This window comes from Oleidesulfovibrio alaskensis DSM 16109 (assembly GCF_000482745.1).
In the GTDB taxonomy this organism is placed as follows: Bacteria; Desulfobacterota; Desulfovibrionia; order Desulfovibrionales; family Desulfovibrionaceae; genus Oleidesulfovibrio; species Oleidesulfovibrio alaskensis.
Window position 1 is genome coordinate 16,915 of the sequence record NZ_AXWQ01000017.1, and the last position, 18,676, is coordinate 35,590.

The window sequence follows — 18,676 nt, forward strand, 5'->3', positions numbered from 1 at the left end:
ATAGAATACCATGCTGAAAAACTCTCAGAAAAATGAAGCTGCCGCCCCGCCCCACCCCATTGTTGACAGCTTTCTGCAGCATCTGCTTATTTCACGCGGACTTTCTGAAAACACGCTGTCGTCATACGGCACGGACCTTCAGAGTTTTCTCGATTTTCTGCACCAGAAAAAAAGCCGGCTTGAAGATGTGACGGACCAGAGCCTGCTTTTATATATCATGCACCTGCGGCGCAGAGGGCTATCAAGCAAGTCGCTTGCCCGCCAGCTTGCCGCGCTTCGCGGACTGTTCCGCTACGGCACAGAACAGAATCTGCTGAGTGAAAATCCTTGCAGATTTCTTGAAAATCCGAAAATTCCCAAGTCATTGCCCGAGTACCTCTCGCAGCAGGAAATTGCCGAAGTCCTCGCACAGCCCGACCTTAAAGAAAAGCTGGGCTTCCGCGACAGAACCATGCTGGAGCTTCTGTACGCTGCGGGGCTGCGGGTATCAGAACTTATCACTCTCAAGCCCCTCGATTTCGATCCGCTTACAGGGCTTGTCCGTGTTTTCGGAAAAGGGGCCAAAGAGCGCACGGTGCCGGTCCATGCAACCGCGGCCCGTTTTCTTGGCGCATACCTGCGCGACTGGCGCCCGGCTTTCAAACCCGTGGAAGATATTCTTTTCCTCAACCGCTCCGGCAAGGGGCTGACCAGACAGGCAGTCTGGAAGATTGTCAGGCGGCATGTGGCAGATGCAGGCATACACAGGCAGATATCACCGCACACTTTCCGGCACTCATTTGCCACCCATCTGCTGGAAGGCGGCGCCGATCTGCGTACGGTCCAGCTGCTGCTGGGCCATGCCGATATCGCCGCCACCGAAATTTATACCCACGTAGAAACAGAACGCCTGCGCAGGATACACAAACAGTTCCATCCGCGCTCCAAAATCAAAATCTAGCGACGGTCAGAAACGTATGACGACTTCACCCCCTCTTATAGCCGCCCCCGTGGTTGTGACCGCCCATGCCAATGCCGATTTTGACGCGCTGGCTTCCATTATCGCCGCAGGCAGACTATACCCCGGTGCCACACTGCTTTTCCCCGGCAGCCAGGAACGCACCCTGAGACACTTCTTCATCAAAAGCGCCACCTATCTTTTCAACTTCCGGCAGGCAAAGGACATTGATGTAACCAGCGTTGAAAAGCTGGTCATAGTCGACACCCGCCAGCACTCAAGGGTGCCTCATGTTCATGCTATACTTGAACGTCCGGAAGTTGAAGTACACCTTTATGACCACCACCCCGACACGGACGAGGACATACAGGGAAGCCTTGTGACGGTCCGCCAGTGGGGAGCCACAGCCACCATCCTGACCACCGAAATACAACAGGCCGGACTCGCGCTTACTCCGGATGAAGCCACCATCATCGGGCTGGGTATTTTTGAGGATACCGGCTCCTTCACCTTTGCCTCAACCACCGAACATGACTTTGCCGCCGCAGGCTGGCTGAAAACGCAGGGAATGGACCTGAACACCATTTCTGAACTGCTTACCCGTGATCTGACCAGCGAACAGATATCCGCCCTTAATGAACTGCTTGAAACAGCGCACACGCACGACATCAACGGTGTTCCCGTTGTGATAGCCGAAGCCAGCATGGATGAATACATGGGCGACTTTGCCCTGCTGGCCCACAAGCTGATGGATATGGAAAACATCAGCGTGCTCTTTGCTTTGGGACGCATGGAAGACAGGGTACAGATAGTGGCCCGCGCACGCTCTTCAGACGTTGATGTGGGAGCCATATGCTCCGGTTTCGGCGGTGGCGGACACACATACGCAGCTTCAGCATCCGTCAAATTCAAAACACTTTCTCAAGTAAAGGATGAACTTTTTACGCTTCTCTATTCCGCGGTCAACAAACAGCTGACTGTCGCCTCCATCATGTCTGCGCCGGTCATTGCCGAACCGGAAACGGCAACCATTGCCAAAGCGGCGGAAACCATGCAGCGCTTCGGCCTGAAGGCCGTGCCGGTGGTGATGCCGGGTACCGCACGCTGTACGGGCTACATAGAATACCAGACCGCCACCCGCGCAGTCGCTCACGGGCTGGGCGCAGCCCCCGTGACCGACTACATGAACCGCCATGTGCATACTGCATCGCCCGAAGACGACCTGCACACCATGATGGAAATAATAGTAGGTCAGCGTCAGCGTCTGGTGCCCGTGGTGGACGAAAACGGCAACGCCATCGGAGTGATCACCCGGACGGATCTCATCAATACAATAATTGAAGAGCCCGCCCGGATTCCAGAAACGCTTCAGCCCGACAGAAAGCGTGACCGGAACATCCGTTCGCTGATACGTGAACGGCTGCCCCGCATGCACTGCGGCTGGCTGGAAGCCGCAGGAAAGCTGGGGGATGTTTCAGGGGTCGCGGTATACGCTGTTGGCGGCTTTATACGCGACCTGCTGCTGGGCAGGCCCAATCTGGACCTTGATCTGGTTGTTGAAGGAGACGGGATAACATTTGCCCGCAGACTGGCAAAACAACTGAACGGACGCATACGCGAGCACCAGAAGTTCAAAACCGCAGTTGTAATCTTTGATGACGAAAACGGTGTAGAAAGCCGGATAGATGTGGCTACGGCCAGACTGGAATATTATGAATACCCTGCGGCCCTGCCCACTGTAGAGCTATCTTCCATCAAGATGGATCTCTTCCGGCGGGATTTCACCATTAACGCTCTGGCAGTTCAGCTCAATGAAAGCAGTTTCGGCAGACTGGTGGACTTTTTCGGCTCGCAGCAGGATATCAAAGACAAGCGTATCCGGGTACTCCATTCGCTGAGCTTCGTGGAAGACCCCACCAGGATTCTTAGAGCCATCCGCTTTGAAAAACGATACAATTTTGCTATAGGCCCGCAGACTTCACGGCTCATCAAAAACGCTCTCGGTCTCGGACTCATGGAAAAGTTGTCCGGTTCACGCCTGTTCCACGAACTGCGCCTTATCACTGAAGAGGCCTCCCCGCTTGCCTGCTTTAAAAGGATGGAAGAGTTCGACCTGTTGCGCAGTGTGCATCCGGTGCTGGCACTGAGCTATGGCAAAGAACAAATTATCGCCGACGTGGAAAAGGTGCTCGGCTGGCACAGGCTGCTGTATCAGGACCCTGCGGCGGAAGCATGGACTGTGCATCTGCTTGCCTTGTGCCACAATGCCAAATATGCCGACGTGCGCGATCTGCTTAAAAGACTGTATCTGCCGCGTAAGCAGAGCCGTGATTTTATGCTGCTGCGTGAAAACACCCGTGAAGCGGCGGCCCTGCTTTCCACATGGCTGAAAAAAGACCGTTCCATGAGCGGACTTTACAACATCCTGCATTCTTTGCCGCCCGAAGGCCTTCTTTACATCATGGCAAGAACACGTGTGGATGAAATCCGCAAATTCGTCTCGCATTACCTTACCAAGCTGCGGGATATCCGGACAGACATCAGCGGCGAAGACCTGCAGGCCATGGGCGGGCACCCCGGCCCTTGCTTCGGCAAGGTGCTGAACCATGTGCTGGCAGCCAAACTGGACGGAGCAGCCCACAGCCGTAAAGAACAGCTGGAGCTGGCCCACAGCATGCTGCGCCGCTATAATTACGGCCGCGACGAACAGCAATAGCAGCGCGGCACCGGGCACTAATCACTGCAAGGATTTGATTGCGTTCAACGTATTGACTGTGTAGGTAGTTTCAACACCGGTATCATACGGCACAGGCGGCGTTTGCCGCGCTTGCCGCCCGTTTCAGGCGCTTATCATGCAGACGGCCTTGCGGGAAATCAGACGGAGAAAATATGAAAACACTATGGGCACCATGGCGCCTTGAGTACATCCTCGGCCCCAAACCGGACACCTGCGTTTTCTGTCTTCCCGAACACACGCAGGAAGATGAGGAAAGGCTTATTCTGTATCGGGGCAAGTTCAACTTTGTCATCATGAATAAATTTCCGTATAATAATGGTCACCTCATGGTAACCCCTTATCGCCATGTGATGAATCTGGCGGAACTTTCAGTGGATGAGGCGCATGAGAACATGGATCTGATTCAGGCATGCGTCCGCATCCTCAATGAGCGTTTTTCTCCGCAGGGCATCAACGTGGGGCTGAATCTGGGAGAAGCTGCCGGGGCCGGAATCCGTGAGCATCTGCATTTCCATCTTGTGCCCCGCTGGAACGGAGACTCTTCGTTCATGGCGGTGATGGACGAAACGCGCGTCATACCCGAGCATCTTAATGCCACCTATGCCGCACTGAAACCGTATTTTGAAAGGCTGCCCGCGGGCGAACAACTTTAGGAGGAGATATATGCGTTTCATTAAAGTATTAGGACTGGTGCTGCTGTTTTTTGTATCCATGCTGTTCTTTGTTCAGAACACGCAGGTGCTTTCACAGCCCATCACGCTCCGGTTCGATCTTTTCATGGGGGCCTGGCAAACCATTCCCCTGCCCTTCTATTTCCTGCTGCTGCTCGGCTTTCTGGCCGGTTCGCTTGCAACGCTGGTGTATTTCATCGCCGAGCGTATCCGTCTGGGTGCGGCCCTGCGCCGTGCACGCAAGCAGATAGGCCGTCTGGAAAAAGAAGTTAACTCGCTGCGCACCCTTCCGCTTGAAGAGTCCGCTCAGCTGCCTGCCGCCGAAGAAATGCCTGCACAGCCCGCAGCAGAAAAAACGTCCGCCAACGCTTAACCACAGCGGAGAATGATGTGTCATTTCTGTCACGCTTCAAACTGCCCCGCATAAAGCTTCCGGATTTTCTGTCTTCCCCCGGCGACAGAAACATCCTGACGCCGCCTCAGGGAGAAGACCCCGGAGAGCGTGACAGACGCGCGGCCATCAGTGCGCTCAGCCGGGCAGTCCGCAACGACCCCGATTCCGTTGAGATTTATCTCGCCCTGGGCAACCTTTACCGTGCCCAGGGCGACATAGAGCGCGCAGTCCAGTTGCGCAGCACGCTGATTGCGCGCCCCAGCCTTGAAGACCGCCTGAAGGCCAGAGTGTACTTTGAGCTGGGACACGACTACAAACGCGGCGGATTCATCGACCGGGCGCTGCAGGCTTTTGAGCAGGCCAGAAGGTTGAGCGGTGAATCTGACGAAATAACCCGTGATACGGCAAGGCTCCACGCGGAAAGCGGAAACTTTCTGCAGGCGGCCACACTGTTCGGCAGGCTGGGAATGCGTATCCCGCAGGCACACTATCTGGTGCGTCACGCGCAGGAGGTCATGCAGTCTCATGGCGAAGCCGAAGCCCGAAAATTTTTGTCTAAAGCCCTGAAAGCCAATCAGAGCAGCATTGAAGCCCGTCAGGAATTGATAGGCCTGGCCGCGCGCAATGAGGACTGGCGGGCAACACGCAAGCGGCTGGATGAGGCTCTGAAAACTGTTCCTGCCGACCTGCGCTTTCTTCTGCTGGAAAATCTGCTGCAGCTTTCGCCTTCCGGCAGCAGCACCGCCACGCGGACCGAAGATTTCCGCGTTCAGCTGTGCAAAGCAGTACTGCCCGTGCTTGAGGCACAGTCGCCGGATCTTTTGCTGCAATATTACGGCGCGCTGTACCTGCTGCGCTGCAACGATACAGAAACGGCCAATGCGTGGCTGGCCAAAACCATGGTGCTCAGCCCGGACTTTTGGGCGGCCCGCCTTGCGCTGCTTGATATTGCCATGAAAGAGCAGCAGCTTTCGCCTGTCTTCAAAAGCCAGCTTGAATTTTTCATTGAGCAGGCACACCATGTGAAAAAGTTTGTGTGCCGTGCGTGCGGCCTGCACCGCAAAACCACATTCTACCGGTGCCCGCGCTGCCGCAGCTGGCACTCCATTGCGTTCAGGACCTCGCTGCAGGACTGATTTCCCGCATGCGCAAAGCATTGTTCATCAACAATATATTTTAAATTAAATAAAATACATACGATTGTTCATCTGAATAAATGACTAGCCATTCTCCAAAGCTGACCCCGATGTTCGAACAATACATGAACATCAAGGCCGAGTATCCTGACGCCCTGCTCTTTTACCGTATGGGCGACTTTTACGAGCTGTTCTTTGAGGACGCGGAAGTCGCTGCCCGCGAGCTGCAGATAGCCCTGACATGCCGCAACCCCAATGCCGAAAACAAAGTGCCCATGTGCGGTGTGCCCCATCACTCCGCACGCAGCTACATCAGCCAGCTGGTGGATAAAGGCTACAAAGTCGCCATCTGCGAACAGATGGAAGACCCGCGAGAAGCCAAGGGGCTGGTGAAGCGGGGAGTCATAAGAGTTTTGACCTCCGGCACTGCGCTGGAGGACGAAAACCTTTCCCCCAAGGCTCACACCTATCTCGGGGCATTGTGCTGGGACAAGTCGGAAGGAGCCGGCGGATTTGCATGGGTGGACTTTTCCACAGGCGAGTGGTCCGGACTGCAAAGCCGGAAAGAACAGGAACTCTGGCAATGGGTTCAGAAAATGGCGCCCCGCGAATTGCTGCTGGCCGACACGCTGACACCGCCTGCATCGCTGGAACTGACCGAAACCCAGTTCAGCAAAGTGCCGGAACGCGCTTATTTTGATTACAAACGCTCGGCGGAAAAGATCATGTCTGCCCAGCAGGTTGCCGAACTCGGCGCACTGGGGCTGGAAAACCGCAAAGAACTCGTCCGGGCCTGCGGGGCGCTGCTCACATATCTTTCCCAGACACAGAAGCAGGACCTTAACCACCTTTGCCAGTTCAAGCCGCTGAACCTGAACCGACATCTGCTGCTTGACGAAATAACCGAGAGGAATCTCGAGCTTTTCAGACGGCTGGACGGTCGCAAGGGCAAAGGCACCCTGTGGCATGTTCTGGACCATACGGTCACCCCCATGGGCGGAAGACTGCTGCAGGAACGCCTGAAACACCCGTGGCGCGAACAGGCCCCCATTGACGAAACGCAGGAAGCCGTTTCGCACTTTTTTGCCCACAACACACTGCGCAGACAGCTCAGAGAAGCACTTGATACGGTTTATGACATCGAGCGGCTGAGCACCCGGATTTTTCTGAACCGGGCAACCCCAAGGGATTACGTGGCGCTGCGGCAGAGCCTGAAAGCACTGCCGGCAGTAAGAGAACTGCTGGAGGCCCCGCAGACAGGAGACGGCAGATACGCCACTCCGGAAGAACAGCTGGGGGCCGCCCTGCCGCCCTTTCTGCACAGAATGCTCAAAAGCTGGGATGACCTTGCCGACTACCACGATCTTCTGGAAAAAGCGCTGGTAGACAACCCGCCCCACGTCATCACGGAAGGCGGACTGTTCCGTCAGGGATTCCACCCTGCTCTGGACGAGCTGATGGATCTCTCCGAACACGGAGCCTCGAAATTGCATGACCTGCTTGCAGAGGTACAGCAGACCACAGGCATCAGCAAAATAAAACTCGGCAATAACAGAGTGTTCGGTTATTATTTTGAAGTACCGAAGTCTGTTTCGGAAGAACTGCCCGACACCTTTGTTCGCCGTCAGACGCTGGCCAACGCCGAACGGTATACATCAGAGCGCCTCAAGGAGCTGGAAGAAAAGCTGTTTTCAGCAGCCGACAAGCGCAAGACCATGGAACTGAAGCTGTTTCAGCAACTGCGCGAGCATGTGGCCCAAGCCCGACCGAGAGTGCTTTTCATGGCGGATCTGCTGGCCACCCTTGACCACTGGCAGGGACTGGCGGAAGCCGCCCGGCACTGGAACTGGGTGCGCCCGGTTCTGCATGACGGGCAGGATATTGTCATCCGCGAAGGACGCCATCCTGTGGTGGAAGCCGTACAGGGACCTGCGGGATTCATCCCCAACGATCTGCGCATAGATGACCAGCGCCGCCTGCTGCTGATTACCGGCCCCAACATGGCCGGCAAGTCCACAGTCCTGAGACAGGCTGCGATTATCTGCATTCTTGCCCAGATAGGTTCTTTTGTTCCTGCACGGGAGGCGCGCATAGGGCTGTGCGACCGTATTTTTTCGCGTGTGGGGGCTTCGGACAATCTGGCGCAGGGGCAGTCCACATTCATGGTTGAAATGATGGAGACAGCCCGTATTCTGCGGCAGGCCACCAGGCGCAGTCTGGTCATACTTGATGAAATCGGCCGCGGCACATCAACCTTTGACGGACTGGCTCTGGCGTGGGCTGTAGTTGAAGAACTTATGAAAAAACAGCAGGCCGGCATACGCACGCTGTTTGCCACCCATTACCACGAGCTGACGTCGCTGGAGGGAACCATTCCCGGCGTGCACAACATGAACATCGCCATAAAGGAATGGGGAGGCGAGATTGTCTTTCTGCGCCGGCTGGTGCCCGGTCCTTCCGACCGCAGCTATGGTGTAGAGGTGGCAAAGCTGGCCGGAGTACCGCAAAACGTGGTGCAACGTGCCCGACAGATTCTGGAGTTACTGGAGCAGAAAAGCAAAGCTGACGGAACCAGACGCCCGGCATCATACCACGAAGCCCAGCCGCTGCTGCCGGGTATGCCCGAACCGCCATCAACAGCAAGTGCAGAACCACCTCAGACCGTCACGCCGCCTGAGCCTCCCGTGCTTACCGCCCTGCGTGACCTTGACACGGACAACCTGACACCACTGGAAGCCCTTACCGTCCTGACGGAATGGAAAACTTTATGGGGAGCCGGAAAAAATGAATGCTGAACGCAGAACCACACACGCACGGACTTTGTGCAGAAGGCTGCTCTGCCTTTGCGCCCTGCTGACCCTTGCCTTTTCGGCCACCGGTTGCGGCAAAAAAGGGCCGCCGCTGCCTATGGACAAGCCCGGCACATTCACATGGGTTACCGCACAGGCTGTTCCCGCAGGGGACGGTTGCATAGGTTTTTCCGGCTCACTGCAGGGTGACATGCTGCAGCTTGATTCCGTGGTTATAGAACTGGAAGCTGTTGCGGAAGATGCAAACTGCCCCAGTTGTCCTTTCAAGCCCACCATGCGCCGGACATACTCTGCCGGTATGCTGGGCCTGCAGGGCGAATCCACAGAGTTCATGCAGACTATCTGCGTTGACGATGACGCGGCAAGCTACCGCTGGAGATTTGTGGCCAGAAGCACCCACCGCAACGCCCCGTACGGGCTGAGCACCATCAAGATGATGACTTTGCGCTAGCCGCAGATCAAAAGGAGTTTCCATGCATCATTTCACATACCGCGACAATGAACTCTTTGTGGAAAATGTAGCTGTTCAGGAACTTGTGGCCACATACGGAACTCCTTTGTACATATACTCCAAAGCGACTTTTCAGCGCCATTTCACAGCGTTTGATTCAGCATTCGGTGCGCTGCCCCACCTCACCTGCTATTCGGTGAAAGCATGCTCCAACATGCACATTCTGCGCTTTCTCGGCAAAATGGGCGCAGGCATGGACATTGTATCGGGCGGGGAGCTTTTCAGAGCGTTGCGGGCAGGTATTCAGCCAGCCAAAATCGTTTACAGCGGAGTAGGAAAAACACGCACTGAAATTCTGCAGGCACTGGAAGCTGGCATCCTGATGTTCAATGTGGAATCCATGGGAGAGCTGGAAAAAATAAGCGAAGTGGCCAACCAGACGGGTCACACAGCCAACGTAGCTCTGCGCATCAACCCCGATGTGGACCCGCATACCCACCCGTACATATCCACCGGACTGAAAGAAAACAAATTCGGTCTGGACATGGAACAGTCCTATGCGGCTTATATGCGTGCCATGGAACTGCCCGCCATCACACCCATGGGTATTGATTGCCATATAGGTTCACAGCTGACCAGTCTGTCACCATTCAGAGAAGCTGTCGAAAAGATACTTCTTTTCCGGGAAAAGCTGTGCTCTGCAGGACTGTGCATTGACTACATAGATCTGGGCGGAGGACTGGGAATACCGTATGACACCGAAGAACCGCCTCATCCGCAGGAATTCGGCAAGCTGCTTACTGATATGCTTTCGGGACTTGGCATCACATTGATACTGGAACCCGGAAGGGTCATTGCAGGCAACGCGGGCATTCTGGTCACCAAAGTCCAGTACACCAAAAAAACCGCTACCAAAGAATTTGTCATTGTCGATGCCGCCATGAACGATCTTATCAGACCTTCTCTGTACCAGTCACACCATCATATTGCCGAAGTCAGCCCCAGAGGCAGGGCAAAACACACGGTGGATGTTGTGGGCCCCATCTGTGAATCGGGCGATTTTCTGGCACGCGACAGGCTCATGCCTGCGGTGGAACCGCGCGAACTGCTGGCGGTGTTCTCCGCCGGAGCATACGGGTTCACCATGAGCTCGCAGTATAACTCGCGGCCTCGTGCCGCTGAAGTTCTGGTGCGGGGTGATACTGCTCACCTCATCAGGCGCAGAGAGACCTATGAGGACCTCATTGCGCCTGAAGAAACACGTTCTTAAAAGCGGAGGCACTATGAAAGGCCAGCGTAACATCGGCATGGTGGCGCATGACGAACGCAAAGAAGACCTGCTGGACTGGGTGCAGCACAACCTGCAGGCTCTTATTCCGCACAGGATATTTGCCACCGGCACCACTGGCGGGCTGTTGCGTCAGCGCTTCGGCGACCTGACCATAACCCCCATGAAAAGCGGCCCGCTGGGCGGAGACCAGCAACTGGGTTCCATGATTGCCGAAGGCAGGCTGGATATGCTTTTCTTTCTCATCGACCCCATGGCACCTCATCCTCATGATGTTGACATCAAAGCACTGCTGCGACTGGCAGTGCTGTATAACATCCCTGCAGCCTACAATCGCTCCACAGCGGACTTCCTTATTACCAGCCCGTTTATGACCGGAGAGTATATTCCTGAAATAAAAGATTATACTCCGTACGTGAAGCGTCTTGGCGCTAAATAGCAATCTGCACACGTTAACAAAAATTAACTTTATGCGCTCTGACCGTTGACATCTTTGGAGCGTGCGTTTACAAAAGTGAACACCAAACAGCAAAGCAACAAGGACACCATGGAGAAGCTGTCTTTTGATACATTCTTCCGGCGCGTGAAAGAATCGACCGAAATAAACACCCAACAAGCGCTGGCCAGGGCGCTGGGGGTTAACAGGTCCGCCGTTTCACAGGCCAAACAGCGTGAAAAAGTGCCTGAGAAGTGGGTACTGAAAATCGCACGCATGTTTGCGCTGTCCCCTGACTGGCTGGAATCAGGCTCTGGCAGCCATGCGCTCCGCACTGCCGCTTCCGACATGGCGGACGGAATTTTCATTCCCGTACCTAAAGTGGAGGCAAAACTATCTGCGGGGGGCGGCTCGCTTGAAGTGGGCGCCACTGCGACCGGAGAGCATCTGTTCCACAGTACATGGTTGCGCCGTAAAGGAAATCCCGCAGACATGGTACTGATGGATGTGGTGGGAGACAGTATGGAACCGGAAATATTTGCAGGTGATACTGTGCTTGTTGATCAGGGAAACCAGACATTGCGCAACGGAGCCATTTTCGCCATGGGCGTGGATGACTCGGTACTTGTGAAGCGCGTACAAAGTGCCCCCGAAGGTCTGGTACTGCTCAGCGAAAACCCGTCATATTCTCCGGTGCTTCTTCAGGGCGATGAAATTGAAACTGTCAGGGTGATTGGCAAAGTCATCTGGATAAGCAGAGAGTACCGCTGACAGGACAATATATATACGGGCGGCCCGCCGCCCTTTATTTTACAAAAACATGTTCACTTTTTGCAACAAGGAGACCGCCATGCAAAAACGATTCTGCACTTGCGGAACAGCAGTCTGGGTTTGCTACCTTTTCAACTCATGGAGCAGCGTGTTCTTCAATTGCGAAGATGAAGACTCTTCTGCCCTGCTTGCCCGTTGTCCCTGCTGCGGCAACAAGCTGGATATCAATCAGCTCAAATAGCTGCGGCTGTGGTGTTAATAAAAGTTAACACGCACTGCTCCGCAGCAATGGCTGACTGCGCATGCTGTCCATTCCCCGAACATAAAAGCCCGCCGGTGTGGTGTCGGCGGGCTTTTATGCACATGGCAAAAGAACGAAAGAGTCAGATGGCAGGCACGTTGCGCGCGATGTCTTCTGCCAGCAACGCCAGCAGGCGGCTGTGAGCCTGCACATATCCGCTGTAATTATTCTGTTGCGCAGAAAGCCTGTTCACAAAGTAGTGCCACTCCCCGGTATCCGCACCACCGCTGTCCAGCCGCCACATGGCTTCCATTGTCACATCACCGTCTGTCGAAGCATCCAAACGCAAAATGACAATCTTCACCCGGTCTTCACCGGCCGCATAGCTTTCTGTGACAACAGCACGGTTCGTATCACCGGCAAGTTTTCTGGCCAACATGCGCGAGATGGAATCACGCAGCGGCTCAGCCCAGTAATCAAACTCTGCAAGATAGATCCGGCCTGCATCTCCGCGTACAACGATATTCGGACGATCCAAATACGGCGGAATTTCGACCTTTTCCAGCCACAGCACTGCGCGGGCTTCCTGCGGCACCGCGGCCGGCAGCACGTCATCAGCAGAAAGCAGATAAAATCTCGTGGGGGCGCTTTTTCCCGCACAACCTGTCAGCAAACCTGCAGCAAACAGCAGACATAACAAAGCCCGCAAAACTCCGGAACAGACACTCATACGCATGCTACCTCCTGTACTCACCTTTGCCCCGGATCAGGGCTTCCGGATGCCGCTCAAGATAATCAGCCCACACCCGCAACGAACGGGCTGCGCCTGTAAGCTCTCTCAACGCTTCCCGCATATCACGCACGATGGCAGCATCAGGGGCTGTAAGCGCCTCCACACCTTCCATCGCTTTTTCCGAACGCCGGGCAGCGGCCTCCAGTGCATCCAGCGAAGCGCGCATGGCAACCGCCGTTTCCTCGGTCTGTGACTTCAGAGTATCCGCCAGTGAACCGTATCTGCCGAGCACATCTTGCGACTTCTTACCAAGCGGCTCCACAGCCGCATGCGTGTCCCGCATCAGTCTTTCTGCAGCCGACACAGCCAGACGGGCCTCCTGCGCAAGGGCAAGAAGCTCCGCGGGCAAGGCCTGTGTTTCAGGTCTGCTGACCAACCTGTCCACAGCCTGCAGCGTGTTCGCAAACCGTCCTGCAAGCTCTTTGACGGGAATCTGCTCAAGCGTTCTGGCAACCTCTTCCATGGCTGATGATATAGTGGGAATTTCAGGCAGCCGCGCCCTTTCATGCAGGACAGGTCTGGTATCGGGATAAAAATCCAGCGTGATGACAAGCTGACCGGTCACAAAGCTTTGCAGGTCAAGGCGCGCCCGCAGCCCGTTGCCAATCAGCCGGTCTAACACTCCCTGCTCTCCAACGCCCAGCATCTGTTCAAGAGAAGCTTCGCCCGACGTGACTGCACTGGAAGAAACCACCATCTGCCTGGTATCAAAATCCACAACCACCGGTATGGTAAACTCCAGAGCTTCCGGATCGGTATAAATGGAAATACTGGAAACTGATCCCACTTTCACTCCGCGGAACATCACGGGAGAACCTATGGTCAGCCCTTTAACGCTTCCCTTGAAAAACATGACACACTGCACGGTTTCGGTAAAAAAACGCCCCGAACCGAACAATGCCACAGAAGCCACTGCAACAATCAATGCGCCGGAGACAAACACTCCCACCACAAAAGAATTTTTAAACCTGCTCACCGTACCTCCTGCACATGTCCCTGACCGCGGGTCAGGAACCTGATCAATGCCGGATCATCAGAAGTATTTAATAATGTTTTGGGATTTCCGGAAGCAGTCATTGTACGCCTGCTCACATCCAGAAAAATGGAATTAGTGCCAATGGCAAAAATACTGGGCAATTCGTGTGTCACAAGGACAACAGTGGCATCCAATGATTCGCGGATTTCCAGTATCAGTTCATCCAGCAGGTACGCGCTGACCGGATCCAGACCGGCTGAAGGCTCGTCAAAAAAGAGGATTTCAGGGTCAAGAGCCATGGCTCTGGCCAATCCGGCCCGCTTGCGCATTCCGCCGCTGATTTCAGAAGGGTAAAAGTCAGCAAATCCTGCTAATCCCACCAGTGCAAGCTTGAATTCAGCAAGCTCGCGGATTTCCTTTTTATTCAAGGAAGTATACTGTTCCAGCGGCAAAGCAACGTTTTCAGCCAGAGAAAGCGAGCTCCACAATGCGCCGCTCTGGTACAGCATGCCGGTTTTGCGCAGCATGTCGCGCCGTGCGCCGGCATCAGCCTGCCACAGGCTTTGCCCCTCATACAGCACCTGTCCTTCATCAGGGCTTTTCAACCCCACAAGAACCTTAAGAAGAGTACTCTTGCCGCAACCGCTGCCCCCCATAATGACAAAAATATCCCCCCGCCTGATGCTGAAGGACACATCCCGCATCAGAACAAAATCACCATAGGCCACTTTAAGCCCGCGTACACCAAGGTGTTCTGAATCTGTGCTCATAGATTATATCCCGAGAATATTACACAGAAACGTTATAACAGCAGTAGCTACAACGATACTGACTATGCTTGACACAACAGCAGACGTTGTCGCCTTACCCACAGCAGAAGCACTCCTTCCACAGTGTATCCCCATATAGCAACTGCACACGGCAACAACAAAACCAAAAACCACACTATGTGCAATACCTACCCCGAAGTGGGTTAAAGAAACCGTCTGCCACGTCATATTGAAATACTGGTGCAGATTGATGTCCAGCATCAGCCAGCCCACGGCCGCCCCCCCCACGATACCCATAAGATTGGCATACACGCACAGCAACGGCATCATGAGTACCAGAGCCAGCATCCGTGGCAGAACAAGAAAATCCAGCGGAGAAATTCCGAATGTGGAAAAGGCGTCGATCTCCTCGTTGACCTGCATGGTTCCCAGCTCGGCCGCAAATGCAGCCCCGACGCGTCCGGACACAATAATAGCGGTCATCACTGCACCCATGACACGCAGCATGGCAATCCCCACAAGGCTCGCCACATAAATCTCCGCACCGAACATCTTAAGCTGCACCGCGCCCACAAAGGCAAAAATCAACCCGGCCAGCATGCTGATAAGCGAGACAATCGGCAGCGACTGCGCACCGCAAAACCGGAGTAATGCAAAAGTATCAGACCAGCGGAACACTGCTCTTCCGATGCACATCCGTAAAACGGAAAGAGTTACATCACCGATGAACTCCATGACCGAAATCGTACCGGCAAACGCGGCATGCAACGCTTCGCCCATTCTGGCCGATAACGGCGATTTTCTGCTGACGGCTGCGCCTTCTCTTTCAGGAACCTGCGCCGCCAGTGAGAGCAACCGCAGCACACCGTCGGGCAACCCGGATGTGTCATACGCAATACCGCGGCCTTCAAGCGTTTCCAGCACAGAACGGCAAAATGTGAGAAAGCGGCTGTCCCATGCCGTCAGTCCGGCACATGAAAACGAAACAGCCCCTCCGCGGCAATCACTTTCCAGCCGGAGCGCGAGCTTTCCGACAGAAGGGACAGTGTCGTGCAGCGTCCATCTGCCCTGAAAAACAATCACACAGCGTCCCGCGCCGTCATGCTGCAGATCAACTCTGGCCATAAGGAAACATTCTCCACGCAATGGTTCTTCAGCAAAACTACTCAATACCAACTACGCCAAAAGAAAAGACATGGCTATATGTGAACAAAAAAAGAGGGGCCGAAGCCCCTCCTGACATGTCACACGGCACCCTTTAGCTGATGATGCGGCACGACTGAACTATGGTTGCAGAATTCATGGAAGCATTACCGGGAGTTACCAGGGTATTCCCTGCTCTGACAGCCTGCGGCGGGCTCGCCGCTCAAGGCTGCGCAAAAGAAATCTGGTTTTCAAAGAACGGAGCGTGCAGAGAGCCTTGATGCGCCGCCGCAGTGTGTGAAAGCTGTTTTCCTTGTCGGCTGCTTTCCGCTTCAGTCCTTTAGCTTTCCAGATATCCAGCTGAGCCTCTATCTCCTGCATATCCTTGCTGATAAAAGCATCTACCAGCGGCAGAAAGGCCGTCTGCTCCTTAAGCTGCGGAGCAAGAAAATCCGAGCGGAACCATGCAGGCTCAAGGCCTTCAAACAGGGTCAGACAATGACTCACACACCGCTCCCGCCAGACAGCATCCTCGCCTGTCATCCGCGGAGCCAGCTTTTTTATATCTCTGAACAGATTTTCATTAAGATACTTCACAAGCGGCTTTACCGCACCGGCATCAAGCAGGATGCGTTTGACCTCTATGAAATGGGCTATCTGATGATCCACTTCAAGGGGTAACGCCATGGATGTCCGTTTGTGATCCTGACGGAAATAGTACATGAAATGGCCGCACTGAGAAAATCTGTTCACAGAAGTCAGAGCCTGATACATACTGCATACATCCTGACCGAGCTTGAATGCAGGATGGGTAAGGCCTATACGGCGCAGGAAACTTGTTCTGAAAATCCAGCGCCAGAGAACCTTGCTCTTCCAGTATGCAGGGTCGTCAAACGTAATGCCGGAAGCCTCCGGAAGATAAAAATACCTGCGGGTATTAAACGTTTTTTCGGAAAAAACCACCGCGTTGCCGCACACCATGTCCACATCGTCACGATAGGCAACGGCAAGCATTTTCTGCGCAGCATCTCTGTCCAGAAAGTCATCGGCATCAAGCCACAGCAGATAGTCGCCGCGTGCAAGCTGCTGACCGACTTCACGCGTGACTCCGGCGCCCCTGTTTTCCTGATCAAAAACCTTTACCCGGCTGTCCGCCTCGGCATATATGCCTGCAACATCAAGAGTCCTGTCAGCGGAACCGTCATTGACGACAATGACTTCAATATCGCTTTCTGTCTGCCACAGACACGACTCCAGCGCCACCGGCAACCAGCGTTCCATATTATAAGCCGGAATCACTATCGACAATTTAGGGGCCATACCTTCTCCGTAACGCTGAAAACATAACGCGTGTACAAAAAAAGCGCTGCAGCTTTCCGCCGCAACGCTTTTCCGCTCAATGGTGCCGAGGGCGGGACTCGAACCCGCACGGACGTAATCCACTACCCCCTCAAGATAGCGTGTCTACCAGTTCCACCACCTCGGCAAATATCTACTGATCGGAAGCAGCAGGCTTTTCAGCAGGTTCTTCGATAGTTACCGGAGCCTGCTTGGGTTTTTCAACCTGCACGTCGATTATGCTCGACTCTGCACGGTGGCTGGCACCGCTGATGTAGTTATAGCTCAGAGACGTGACAATAAAAAGGGCGGCAACAACGGCAGTCAGCTTTGCCAGCATGCCGCCGGCACCCGCCCCGCCGAACATGGAAGAACTGCCGCCACCGAAAATGACGCCCATTCCTTCCTTGCCGGACTGAAGCAATACAAGCACCGTCAACACGATACAAGCGACGATGTGGAGAGTGAGAATCACAGTTTGCACGGTTCTTGTTCCTCCTCGGAGCTATATGCGATTCCGCACCGGCGGAAATCAGGCAAGAATTATCCGGCTGAAGCTTTCAGCCTGTAAAGAAGCGCCACCTACCAAGACTCCGTCCACATTGTCAAGAGAAATGATAGCGGCCGCATTGTCGGGCTTTACGCTGCCACCGTACAGAATACGCATGGAATCAGCCGCTGCGGGCAACAATTCGCGCAGCATACCGCGCACCACAGCGTGGGTTGCGGCAATTTCGGCGGTACCGGCAACTTTGCCTGTACCTATGGCCCAGACAGGCTCATAAGCTATAGCCAGCCGTTCAGGAGCAATACCGGCCGGCACACCGGACAGCCCCTCGGAAAGCTGTCCGCGAAGCACCTTTTCCAGCTGCCCGCCTTCACGTTCTTCCAGCGTTTCGCCGATGCACAGCACCACATTCAGGCCTTTTTCCAGACAAAATGCGGTCTTCTGCCCCACAAAGGCACTGCTTTCACCCAGAACGCTCCGGCGCTCCGAATGTCCGGTCAACGCCCACGCGGCACCTGTAGACGCGATCATCCCCGGCGATATTTCGCCGGTATACGCTCCTTCATCTGCGGGATAGACGTTTTGAGCTCCGCAATAAAAACCGGCAACACCGGAAAAAGCCTGAGCAACCTGTGCAAGCCCCACAAAAGGCGGAAAAACAAGTACCTCACGGTCATCCGGCACTGTCCCCACAGCTTTTACAAGTTCTCCGGCGGTAAGCGCAGCTTCCTGCGGGGTCTTATACATTTTCCAGTTTGCAGCCATCAGTTTTTTCATAGTCTGATCTCCTAAAGTTCCGGACTTTGTTTTTCCGCGTTGTGCGGCGGAACCTGCCGCGTGTAAACCAGAGCATCTTCGCCGGTATCCTGATAATACCCTTTACGCACTCCCGCCGGTTCAAACCCCAGCCGCTCATAAAGCCGAATGGCAGACAGATTACTCCGCCGCACTTCCAGGATTGCTTTTTCTATGCCCATCCTTGCAGCCACTTGCAACATCATTGACAGCAGCTTACAAGCATAGCCGTTGCGGCGGTGGGCCGGGTGAGTCGCTATGTTCAGAATTTCCAGCTCACCCGCGGCATGATAGATAGCAATATATGCCACCAGCGTCTCCGACAGCCTCAGGCCGAACACGGCAAACACATTCTGCGTAAAAGCCAGCTCAAACTGCTCTTTTGTCCACGGCGTGGCAAAGCACATTTTTTCCAGAGCTACAATTTCGGCACTGTCTTCAGCCGAAAGACGATAAAAAACACAACCGGCAGCCATAAATC

Annotated in this window: 19 protein-coding genes and 1 tRNA gene; 11 read left to right on the forward strand and 9 right to left on the reverse strand. The window is 54.6% G+C overall.

Features of this window, described 5'->3' with window-relative positions; translation table 11 throughout:
* The first annotated feature begins 10 nt into the window (after positions 1-10).
* The 11 genes from xerD to H586_RS20465 all read left to right on the forward strand — a co-directional run bounded on the left by xerD (position 11) and on the right by H586_RS20465 (position 11,872).
* Complete coding sequence (gene xerD / locus H586_RS0110930) at positions 11-940, forward strand: site-specific tyrosine recombinase XerD (RefSeq protein ID WP_027182043.1); 930 nt, start codon at positions 11-13, stop codon at positions 938-940.
* Positions 941-956: 16 nt separating this feature from the next.
* Positions 957-3,653, forward strand: coding sequence for a CBS domain-containing protein (locus tag H586_RS0110935; RefSeq protein ID WP_027182044.1), 2,697 nt, complete (start codon positions 957-959; stop codon positions 3,651-3,653).
* A gap of 173 nt (positions 3,654-3,826) precedes the next feature.
* Positions 3,827-4,327, forward strand: a complete 501-nt coding sequence (locus H586_RS0110940; protein WP_011367880.1) for an HIT family protein — start codon at positions 3,827-3,829, stop codon at positions 4,325-4,327.
* Between the two features lie 10 nt (positions 4,328-4,337).
* On the forward strand, positions 4,338-4,718 hold the full coding sequence (locus H586_RS0110945) for a lipopolysaccharide assembly protein LapA domain-containing protein (RefSeq protein ID WP_011367881.1): 381 nt from the start codon (positions 4,338-4,340) through the stop codon (positions 4,716-4,718).
* A gap of 17 nt (positions 4,719-4,735) precedes the next feature.
* Complete coding sequence (locus tag H586_RS0110950; protein ID WP_034619153.1) at positions 4,736-5,875, forward strand: tetratricopeptide repeat protein; 1,140 nt, start codon at positions 4,736-4,738, stop codon at positions 5,873-5,875.
* A gap of 80 nt (positions 5,876-5,955) precedes the next feature.
* The gene (mutS, locus tag H586_RS0110955; RefSeq protein WP_011367883.1) at positions 5,956-8,670 is read left to right on the forward strand and encodes a DNA mismatch repair protein MutS; all 2,715 of its coding nucleotides are present in this window, start codon (positions 5,956-5,958) and stop codon (positions 8,668-8,670) included.
* A complete protein-coding gene (locus H586_RS0110960) occupies positions 8,660-9,136 on the forward strand; it encodes a hypothetical protein (protein WP_011367884.1) in 477 nt (158 codons plus the stop codon). The genes mutS and H586_RS0110960 overlap by 11 nt, the downstream gene beginning before the upstream one ends.
* A 22-nt stretch (positions 9,137-9,158) precedes the next feature.
* Positions 9,159-10,406 carry a diaminopimelate decarboxylase gene (gene lysA / locus H586_RS0110965; RefSeq protein WP_011367885.1) on the forward strand — a complete coding sequence of 416 codons (1,248 nt, stop codon included), beginning with the start codon at positions 9,159-9,161 and terminating at the stop codon, positions 10,404-10,406.
* Positions 10,407-10,419: 13 nt separating this feature from the next.
* Complete coding sequence (locus H586_RS0110970; protein WP_011367886.1) at positions 10,420-10,863, forward strand: methylglyoxal synthase; 444 nt, start codon at positions 10,420-10,422, stop codon at positions 10,861-10,863.
* A 75-nt stretch (positions 10,864-10,938) separates the two neighbouring features.
* The gene (locus H586_RS0110975; RefSeq protein WP_234702958.1) at positions 10,939-11,631 is read left to right on the forward strand and encodes a LexA family transcriptional regulator; all 693 of its coding nucleotides are present in this window, start codon (positions 10,939-10,941) and stop codon (positions 11,629-11,631) included.
* A gap of 79 nt (positions 11,632-11,710) precedes the next feature.
* Positions 11,711-11,872 carry a hypothetical protein gene (locus H586_RS20465; RefSeq protein WP_011367888.1) on the forward strand — a complete coding sequence of 54 codons (162 nt, stop codon included), beginning with the start codon at positions 11,711-11,713 and terminating at the stop codon, positions 11,870-11,872.
* Between the two features lie 142 nt (positions 11,873-12,014).
* Here H586_RS20465 and H586_RS20150 read toward each other — a convergent pair whose 3' ends face one another.
* From H586_RS20150 to rimI, 9 genes are all read right to left on the reverse strand, one after another.
* Positions 12,015-12,608 carry a PqiC family protein gene (locus H586_RS20150; protein ID WP_011367889.1) on the reverse strand — a complete coding sequence of 198 codons (594 nt, stop codon included), beginning with the start codon at positions 12,606-12,608 and terminating at the stop codon, positions 12,015-12,017.
* A gap of 1 nt (position 12,609) precedes the next feature.
* Positions 12,610-13,641, reverse strand: a complete 1,032-nt coding sequence (locus H586_RS0110990; RefSeq protein WP_011367890.1) for an MlaD family protein — start codon at positions 13,639-13,641, stop codon at positions 12,610-12,612.
* Entirely contained in the window at positions 13,638-14,411 is a 774-nt protein-coding gene (locus H586_RS0110995; protein WP_027182046.1) for an ABC transporter ATP-binding protein, read from the reverse strand. The genes H586_RS0110990 and H586_RS0110995 overlap by 4 nt, the downstream gene beginning before the upstream one ends.
* Before the next feature lie 3 nt (positions 14,412-14,414).
* Positions 14,415-15,536 (reverse strand): MlaE family ABC transporter permease, encoded by a 1,122-nt coding sequence (locus H586_RS0111000; RefSeq protein WP_011367892.1) that lies wholly within the window; start codon positions 15,534-15,536, stop codon positions 14,415-14,417.
* 195 nt (positions 15,537-15,731) lie between these two features.
* Positions 15,732-16,874, reverse strand: a complete 1,143-nt coding sequence (locus H586_RS0111005) for a glycosyltransferase family 2 protein (RefSeq protein WP_027182047.1) — start codon at positions 16,872-16,874, stop codon at positions 15,732-15,734.
* A gap of 80 nt (positions 16,875-16,954) precedes the next feature.
* Positions 16,955-17,040: transfer RNA gene (locus tag H586_RS0111010), tRNA-Leu, on the reverse strand.
* 6 nt (positions 17,041-17,046) lie between these two features.
* Positions 17,047-17,376, reverse strand: a complete 330-nt coding sequence (gene secG / locus H586_RS0111015) for a preprotein translocase subunit SecG (protein WP_027182048.1) — start codon at positions 17,374-17,376, stop codon at positions 17,047-17,049.
* A gap of 48 nt (positions 17,377-17,424) precedes the next feature.
* On the reverse strand, positions 17,425-18,177 hold the full coding sequence (gene tpiA, locus H586_RS0111020; RefSeq protein WP_027182049.1) for a triose-phosphate isomerase: 753 nt from the start codon (positions 18,175-18,177) through the stop codon (positions 17,425-17,427).
* An 11-nt stretch (positions 18,178-18,188) separates the two neighbouring features.
* Positions 18,189-18,671 carry a ribosomal protein S18-alanine N-acetyltransferase gene (gene rimI / locus H586_RS0111025; RefSeq protein ID WP_027182050.1) on the reverse strand — a complete coding sequence of 161 codons (483 nt, stop codon included), beginning with the start codon at positions 18,669-18,671 and terminating at the stop codon, positions 18,189-18,191.
* Positions 18,672-18,676 lie beyond the last annotated feature (5 nt).